The sequence below is a fragment of the Mycobacterium sp. genome, assembly GCF_032161845.1.
In the GTDB taxonomy this organism is placed as follows: Bacteria; Actinomycetota; Actinomycetes; order Mycobacteriales; family Mycobacteriaceae; genus Mycobacterium.
The window spans coordinates 1-8,238 of sequence record NZ_JAVRQA010000519.1 but is presented as its reverse complement, the minus strand read 5'-3'; the positions used below and the strand labels follow the sequence as shown (position 1 = coordinate 8,238).

Annotated in this window: 7 protein-coding genes and 1 pseudogene; 2 read left to right on the top strand and 6 right to left on the bottom strand. The window is 68.9% G+C overall.

The annotated features are described in order from the left end of the window. The 3 genes and pseudogenes from QOD90_RS28635 to QOD90_RS28625 all read right to left on the bottom strand — a co-directional run. Positions 1–568: pseudogene (locus QOD90_RS28635) on the bottom strand (alpha/beta hydrolase); the annotation flags it as partial. Between the two features lie 53 nt (positions 569–621). After that, positions 622–2,109, bottom strand: coding sequence for an amino acid permease (locus QOD90_RS28630; protein ID WP_526355478.1), 1,488 nt, complete (start codon positions 2,107–2,109; stop codon positions 622–624). Continuing rightward, positions 2,106–2,342 (bottom strand): hypothetical protein, encoded by a 237-nt coding sequence (locus QOD90_RS28625; RefSeq protein ID WP_526355476.1) that lies wholly within the window; start codon positions 2,340–2,342, stop codon positions 2,106–2,108. Before QOD90_RS28625 ends, QOD90_RS28630 begins: the two co-directional genes overlap by 4 nt. A 293-nt stretch (positions 2,343–2,635) precedes the next feature. Between QOD90_RS28625 and QOD90_RS28620 the strand changes: the two genes are divergently transcribed. Continuing rightward, positions 2,636–3,889 (top strand): septum formation family protein, encoded by a 1,254-nt coding sequence (locus QOD90_RS28620; RefSeq protein WP_526355475.1) that lies wholly within the window; start codon positions 2,636–2,638, stop codon positions 3,887–3,889. 87 nt (positions 3,890–3,976) lie between these two features. Continuing rightward, complete coding sequence (locus tag QOD90_RS28615; protein WP_526355480.1) at positions 3,977–4,840, top strand: alpha/beta hydrolase; 864 nt, start codon at positions 3,977–3,979, stop codon at positions 4,838–4,840. Here the strand turns inward: QOD90_RS28615 and QOD90_RS28610 are convergent. The 3 genes from QOD90_RS28610 to QOD90_RS28600 all read right to left on the bottom strand — a co-directional run. Then, positions 4,812–5,864 (bottom strand): aldo/keto reductase, encoded by a 1,053-nt coding sequence (locus tag QOD90_RS28610; protein WP_526355473.1) that lies wholly within the window; start codon positions 5,862–5,864, stop codon positions 4,812–4,814. The two genes, QOD90_RS28615 and QOD90_RS28610, sit on opposite strands and share 29 nt — an antisense overlap. Positions 5,865–5,937: 73 nt before the next feature. Beyond that, entirely contained in the window at positions 5,938–7,242 is a 1,305-nt protein-coding gene (locus QOD90_RS28605) for an amidohydrolase family protein (protein WP_526355471.1), read from the bottom strand. Beyond that, on the bottom strand, positions 7,236–8,238 hold a 1,003-nt coding region (locus QOD90_RS28600), incomplete at its 5' end, for a CoA transferase (protein ID WP_526355469.1). The genes QOD90_RS28605 and QOD90_RS28600, both read right to left, overlap by 7 nt.

The following is an 8,238-nucleotide window of genomic DNA, read 5'->3' as shown; positions in this document are numbered from 1 at the left end:
CCATCTCAGCGAGATGGGACATCAGCGCGTAGCCCTGCAGGATCCGGCCGCCGTGCACCCAGGCGCCGCCGGGCAGGAAGATCATCACCGGTGCGGGCTGGGCGGGCAACTCCTTGGGCCGCCACACGTCGAGCAGCTGAGATGGACTGTCGCCGTAGCGAACCGAGGATCGGTAGACGTTGCGGCGATGCTCGAACGCCTTCCACACCGGCGGGGTGCGGTCCGGCGCGGGCCAGGTGACGTCGAGGTCCTTCGCAGGCACCACACCGCGGAGCGCCGCCTCGGTGACGGCGTTGGTCGCGTCGCGCTCCTGCTTCTTGATCTCACCGATGCCAGGGGTGAACCAGGACTTGACCGCGGCGCCGACGAAGTCCGGCGTGTGCCGCACGCCCCAGATGCTCATCGCGGTGGCGCCGCCGAGGGGTTCGAGGTGCTTGCCGATCACGGGTAGCGACGCGGCCGCGACGCTCATCGCCAACAAGTAGTCGGCCGGTCCCGCCTTCATCAGCCAGCGCAGGCGCGTGGTCATCGTGGGTCCGGGGTACCGGGTGTCCGGTCGAGCCGTCATTTCGCGAGGGTACCCCGGTTACCGGCAAGTACACGACAACTGTTGAAAGTTGTCTACTCGTTCTGCCCCGGCGGCGGGCGGTTGGCCACCACCGGGAACTGACCCGTGTATCCCTCGCGTTCCTGCGCGACGGCCAGCACTCGCGACCTGACGGCGAACCAGCCGACCACCAGCGCCGGGATGATGAGTACCAGTGACCCCACGGTCCACGTGCCGATCGGCGGATCGAAGGCCATCAGGACCAGCACCGCGGCCAGGAACACCAGCGTGAGGTAGCCGGTCCACGGCGTGCCCCACAGCCGGAACGACGGCCGCTCCAGGATCCCCTTCTTCGACCAGCGGTACAGCTGGATCTGACAGATCACGATGGTGCCCCAGGAGGCGATGATGCCCAGCGCGGCGACGTTGAGCACGATCTCGAACGCCTGCGCGGGCACGACCCCGTTGAGGAGCACGCCGAACAGCCCGATCACCGCCGTCAGGCAGATGCCGCCGTAGGGCACCCCACGCTTGTTCATCAGCGAGGTGAACTTCGGTGCGCTGCCGTTCATGGCCATCGACCGCAGGATCCGGCCCGTCGAGTAGAGCCCGGCGTTGAGGCTGGAGAATGCGGCCGTCAGCACGACGATGTTCATGATCGTGCCCGCGCCGTCGATGCCGATCTTGGAGAAGAAGGTGACGAAGGGACTCTCCCCCGACTTGTACGCCGTGTAGGGAAGCAGGAGGCCGAGCAGGAAGACCGAGCCGACGTAGAAGAGCGCGATGCGGGCGATGACGGAGTTGATCGCGCGCGGCATGATCTTCTCCGGATTGGCGGTCTCACCCGCCGCCGTCCCGACGAGTTCCACTGCGGCATAGGCGAAGACAACGCCGGAGGTGACGATGACCACCGGGAAGAGGCCCGTCGGGAACAACCCGCCATGGTCCGAGATCACGCTGAAGCCGGTCGACTGCCCCTCGATCTTGTAGCGGCCCGCCAGGAAGATCGTCCCCGCCACCAGGAACGTCACCAGTGCGACGACCTTGATCAGCGCGGCCCAGAACTCGAGTTCGCCGAACACCTTGACCGAGATCATGTTCATGCCGAGCACGACGGCCAGCGCGATCAGTGCGATCAGCCACTGCGGGATGGGCGCGAACGCCTTCCAGAAGTGGAAGTAGGTGGCGATCGCCGTCGAGTCCACGATCGCCGTCATCGCCCAGTTCAGGAAGTACATCCAGCCGGCGACGAAGGCGGCCTTCTCACCGAGGAACTCGCGGGCATACGACACGAACGACCCGGACGACGGCCGGTGCAGCACGAGTTCACCGAGCGCGCGCAGGATCAGGAACACGAAGATCCCGCAGAACCCGTACACCAGGAACAGCGCAGGACCGGCGCTGGCGAGGCGTCCGCCCGCGCCGAGGAACAGCCCGGTGCCGATCGCCCCGCCGATCGCGATCATCTGGAGCTGGCGCGGTTTCAGTCCTTTTTCGTAACCCGCGTCCTCACTGGTCAGTGCTGAGTTGTCGTACTCGGTGTGCTCGGCGTCAGCACTCATCGAGTTGCTCCGTTCGACGACGGCGGCACCACTGGCGGCGGTTTGGACGGATCGTTGATGTCGCGGAACGTGAAGGCGAAGCCGAACACCGCGATGACGGCGGCCAGCCCGTACCCGACGATCGACCACCACCCTGCGTGCAGATAGGCAGTGACGGCGACGATGCCCATCGCCAGGAACACCATGGACATTCCGATCAACGGGATCTTGGCTGTCAGGTCGATTCGTGCCATGACGCTCACCTCGCGTGGTCGACGGGCCCCCAATGGGCTTCATCCTCGTCCATCCGGAACATGAACATGCGGTGAATTCACCAGATTCCCAGGCAGCGCGGGCTGCGTCGGAAACGTGGTGGATTCACTGGTAATCGAGACACGGAATGGCATTGAAGCAGGTCACGGTACGGCCGCAGACGTGGCGGGACCTCTCCGGCTGTGCCAAGCTCTATTGCCGTGGCTAGCAAATTCGGCCAGGTCACCGTCGCTGAAAGCAGGTACGTGCCGACACTCCGACGGGGCCGCAACCGGTGAAGGGTCCCCGCACGGACAAGGGCGCCCCAGACCTCGCGTCCGTACTCGCCGCGCTCGAAGACACGTGCTCGGGCGGCGACCGTGACGCCAAGCGTCAACGGGCCCGCGCGCACCGCCGAGGGCTCCTGACGCTGGTGATGGTCGTTCTGCTCGTCGGTGGCGTCATTCAGCTGTTCACGTCCACCCCGGACAAGCGCACCGCGGCCGACGGCGGCAGCCGCGCCAGCATCGTGTTCAGCAATGCGGGAACCGGTACCTGCCTGAGCTGGCCGCCGGATGCGCCCGACAAGCCGTCGTTCGTCCAGTGCCGCTCCGACCACATGTTCGAGGTTGCGAAACCCGTCGGGATGAACAGCTTCGGGGAGCCATGCCAGCTTGCCGTGCGCGAATATCTCGGCACCCGCTACGACCCGAACAGCAGGTTCACGATCGGCGTGCTCTGGGCGGGCGACGCCGACGACACCAGCACCGGCGCACGCAACCTGCTGTGCGGACTCCAACTCCTCGGCCCCGACGGCAAGGCCGTCCCCTTCAAGGGGCGCATCGTCGAGTTGGACCAGTCAAAGGTCTGGCCGGCGGGCACCTGCCTTGGCCTCGATTCGTCCAACCGCTCGACCGACCTTCCCGTCGAGTGCACCGCACCGCACGGCCTCGAGGTCACTGGCGCCGTCAGTCTCGCCGAACGGTTCCCCGGCGGGCCGCCGTCCGATGCCGATCAGCGGGCATTCATCGCCGATGCGTGCACGCGGACGGCCGACGCCTACCTGGCGCCCGCCAAGCTGGGTACGTCGGGACTGACCCTTGGCTACGACACGGTGTCGCCCGCGAGTTGGTCGGCGGGCAGCAGGCAGGTGTCGTGCGGCGTCGGCCGACCCGCCGAGCAGGGATGGACGCCCGTCACGGGAAGCGCACGAACCCTGTCGCCCGCGGACCTCCCGCCACCCACGACCCCGCCGCCGAGCACGTCCGACCCCGCGCCACCACCCGTCTACGAGGAACCCCTGATTCCGGTGGGTCCGCTGTCCACCGAGGCACCTCCACCCCCGCCGTCGTCGACGACGACGACCGCGACCACCACGGGGAGTCCCGCGCCGCCGACGACAACGGCTCCGCCAGCGCCCGAGCCGGCAGCCGAGCCGCCGCAGAGCGAGACCAGCCCCACCCCGACACCTGGGATCCTCGAGATTCCTGGCCTCCCGCGGATCACGCTGCCGGGATACGTGCCGCCGGAGCCACTACCGCCGGCCTAGGTCGGAGCGGACACGCACGCCCGCGGCGATCAGTAAGGTCAGAACGTGGCCGACTTTCACCCCGACTTGAAGCGCACCGCCCGGTTGATGCCGCGCGGCATGATCACCGCGAACTCGTTGCCGGTGTTCCGCGTGGCGGCGCGTCTGATGGACCGGCGCATCCCGGCCGACGTCGAAGTCCTGACGCTGGCCTCGGGTGTCCGAGTCCGCCTGCACCGACCGCCCGATGCAGCGGCGAACGGGCCTGCCCTGCTGTGGATTCACGGTGGGGGGTACGTCATCGGCAGTGCCGCGCAGGACGACGAGATCTGCCGCCGCTTCGCCAGGCAACTGGGCATCACGGTCGCGGCCGTCGACTATCGCCTCGCACCCGAGTATCCGTATCCGATCCCGCTCGAGGACTGCTACGGCGCACTCACCTGGCTGGCCGGCCTGCCCGCCGTCGACTCCACGCGCGTCGCGATCGGCGGCGCGAGCGCAGGCGGGGGGCTGACCGCCGCGTTGGCGCTGCTGGCCCGTGACCGAGGTGAGGTGAACGTCGCGGCGCAACTGCTGGTGTACCCGATGGTCGACGACCGTTCGGCGACGCAGGACGGACTCGACGACCACCATCACCGGATGTGGACGCAGAAGTCGAATGTCTACGGCTGGTCCAGTTATCTCGGGGATGCCGATCCGAACGTCGCGGTACCCGCCCGCCACGACGACCTCAGTGGCCTGCCGCCGGCCTGGGTCGGGGTGGGGACGAACGACCTGTTCCACCAGGAGGACCTCGCCTACGCCGAACGGCTGAAGGCGGCGGGAGTGCCCTGCGAAGTCGAGATCGTGCCTGGCGCGTTTCACGGCTTCGACGGGGTGGTCCCGAAAGCGCCTGTGTCACGGGCGTTCTTCGCCAGTCAGGTCGCCTGGTTGCGAGAGAGACTCACGCAGCGGGAATCGGCGGAGGCCTGAAACCCTCGCCGCCGAGAGCCGTCGTCCGTCGCTCCAGGTTCTGTTCGTGCGGCTGGCCGAGGGCGACGCGGCTGACCTGATCCAGCCGGTCGTAGATCTCCGCGCCCAGATCGACGTCCAGAGCGGCAAGGTAATCGTCGAGCTGCTCGACCGTACGCGGGCCGATGACCGGCACCACTCCCGTCGGCGACCGCCTGGCGCGTTCGAGCAACCACGCCACCGCCACGCGCGCCGGTGGCACCCCAAGATGGCCCGCGGCCTCGATCACGGCGTCGACGGTCGCGGCCTTCACCGGCTCGTCCTCCGCGTGCACCAACCGATTCCACTCGGTGAGCCTGCCCGCGCTGCTGCTGCGGTACTTGCCGGTCAGCAGTCCGCCGCCCAGCGGTGACCACAGTGCAGCACCGACTCCCAGCGACTCGGCCATCGGGAGGTTGTCCCGGTCGCCGCTGCGCTCGACGAGGCTGTATTCGAATTGCACGGCCGAAATCGTGGTCCAGCCCCGCAATTCGGCCAGGGTGACTCCCCGGGACGTCATCCAGGCCGGAAAGTTCGACAGCCCGGCATAGAGGATCTTGCCCGCACTGGCGAGATCGTCGAACGCACGGACGATCTCTTCGATCGGGGTGACGAAGTCGGGGAAGTGCACGTACAGCAGGTCGATGTAGTCGGTGTCGAGGCGGCGCAGACTGTCCTCGACCGAGCGGAACATCGCCCGGCGACCGTTGCCCGTCTGCAGAACGCCGCTGCCGTCGGACGCGCCACCAATGGCGAACTTGGTGGCGATCGTGAACTGGTCGCGCCTACCCGCCAGGATGCGGCCGAGGTTCTCCTCCGACTCTCCGACCTGATAACTCGCGGCGGTGTCGATCGCGGTGCCGCCGGCTTCGGCGAATCGGTCGACCATCGCGCGGGCCGCGTCGGCGTCGGCGCCGTACCCCCAGCGGGTGCCGAAGTTGCCTGCGCCGAGCGCGAGTGCGGATACGCGAAGCCCGTTGTTCCGGCCGAAGGTGAAGTGCTCCATGCCCACGTCCAATGTCAGTTGGGCTGAGTTTATTTCCACATACTCAGATGCGTGACGCTAGTCGTTGCCACCGTCACCCGCGCTCGTACACGACGCGACCCTCGATGTAGGTTCCCACGACCAGCCCCGCGTCGAGCTCGTTCAGCACGTCGCCCGGCGTGCCGGCGAGCACGCACAGGTCGGCGGGCTGGCCGGCGCTGACCGAGCGCAGCCTGGTCGGATGTTCCGGCGTGCCGAAGAACATCGTCAGCGCGGCGGCGGCGTCGATCCGCTCCCGAGGGCCGAGGACGGTGCCGGACGCCGTCTCCCGACCCACCGCGGCTCGCAGGGCGGCCCACGGGTCGAGGTCGCCGAAGGGAAAGTCCGTCGACATCGCGACCGGTATCCCGGCCGCGATCAGCGACGCCACCCGCCACAGCTGGTGATGCTCGTCGCTCGGCACGTCGGCGAGGTACTGGTCGCCGCGCTCGGCGACGAAGTTCGGCTGCGTCACAACGGTCGCCCCGAGGTCGGCGAGGTCGGTCAGGCAGTCGTCGGGTACGACGGCGGCGTGCTCGATGCGGTCGCCGGGCCTAGCTCCCGCCGCACGCAGTGCGGCGATCGTGACGACGAGTTGCGGTGCGGTGACACAGTGCAGGGCGACGGCGGCACCCGCGCCGTGCCGGTCGCCGATCCAGTCGATCAGCCCGTCGAGGTCCAGGTCCTCGTCGTGCAGGATCCGCTTGCCAGGCGCAAGGCAGTGCACCCGCTGCAGGAGCTCGCCATGGCGGTGCGAGTCGGCGAATCTCAGCACGTCGCCCACGTCGAGATCTGGTGTGGCGTCGGTCATTCCGGTGACGCCGTAGGAGGCCAGCCGGCGGCTGATGTCGGAGAGACCGGTCTCTCGTCGCGCCAACGCGCTGGACCAGCCCGGGTCGGCGCTGCGCAACCGGCCATCGGGATGGTCGGGGAGGCCGACGCGCGCCAAGCCTGCCGAGTTCAGCGTCCACAGGATTCCGCTGCGATGCTGCACGCGCACCGGCACCGGCGGGGACACCTCGTCGAGCGTGGCACGGTCCAGCTCCCCCGCGACTGCCTCGTGATAGCCGACGGCCCGGATCCAGCCGTCCTCGCCGACGAGCGCGGTCGCGAGCGCAGCCCGAAGGCCGTTGCGGCCATGGGTGTTCCGCGGATCCAGACTCACCGATGCGGTGGCGGCCGCTGCGGAGTGCACGTGGACGTGGTGGTCGTGCAGCCCTGGGATGACGGTGCACCCGGACGCGTCGAACACCGACTCACCGCGGGCCGGCGTCAGGTCGGGAGCGACCTCGATGATCCGGTGATCGGTCCTGACGTCGGTGACGGTGCCATCGAGAAGGTGCACACGTTGAATCAGCAAGTGGTCATTCTCCGTTCGGCGATCAGCCGCTCGACGAGTCGGTGGTCGGCTCCGAGGTCCGACGCCCTGGGGTGCGGATCGGGTGCCGCGGGAACCAGTGCGGGACAGTCACCGCCACCGCGAGTCTCTGGCAGGGCCGCGTACGTCGCAGCGACCGCGGCCATCGCCACGTCGATGATCTCGCCGCCCCCGCGGGCGAGCGACTCGGCCACCGCGAGGGCCGCGTGCATGCCGGTGAGCGGATCGGCGATCGCGTCGCCGCAGAACACCGGCCCATCGCTGCTGCGACCCACCAGTCCGCCCGCCACTGCGGCGTCGTCTCCGAACCCCGTCCAGGTGGCGCACTCCCCGCCCGCACCGTGACCGGTGATCCGTGCCCACACCCGCCCGGCCCTGGCCGTGACGTCGTCCGCGCCGAGACCGCGGCGGTGCAACGCCGATGGCCGCGACGACTCGATGACGACGTCCGCCGCTTCGAGCAGCGCTCGCAACGGCCCATCATCAGTGAAATCAGCTACGTAGCAGAGCTTTCCGGTGTTCATCCAGTCGAAGAAGGCGGGTGAGCCGGCCCTGGTGCCGTCCGGCCTCGCCGTGGTCTCCACCTTGACGACGGTGGCACCCGCGCGCCGAAGGAGTTGCCCGCACAGCGGTCCCGCCCACATCGATGACAGGTCGACGACCAGCAGGTCCGACAAGACGCGTGGCGCGGCGGCGCCTCCAACGCGGCGCACGGCGGGCTCGGCGGCGGCGGCCTCCCCGAGGCGGGCCGCCGGCAAACCGAGCAATCTCGCGCGTTCCACCACGTCGGCGGCGGGCCGGCCGGCGGCCCACGGCTCGACGGCGGACCATGGATCCTCCTGTTGCTCAGCTGATTCCACCAGCGCGGGTACCGCGTCGACGTCGTCGGGCCTGGACAGCGTGAGCGCCCACCAGCCGTCGGCCGCGGGGATGAGGCGGGTTGCCCCGCCCGCCGAGATCCGGCCCCGCCGCGACAAT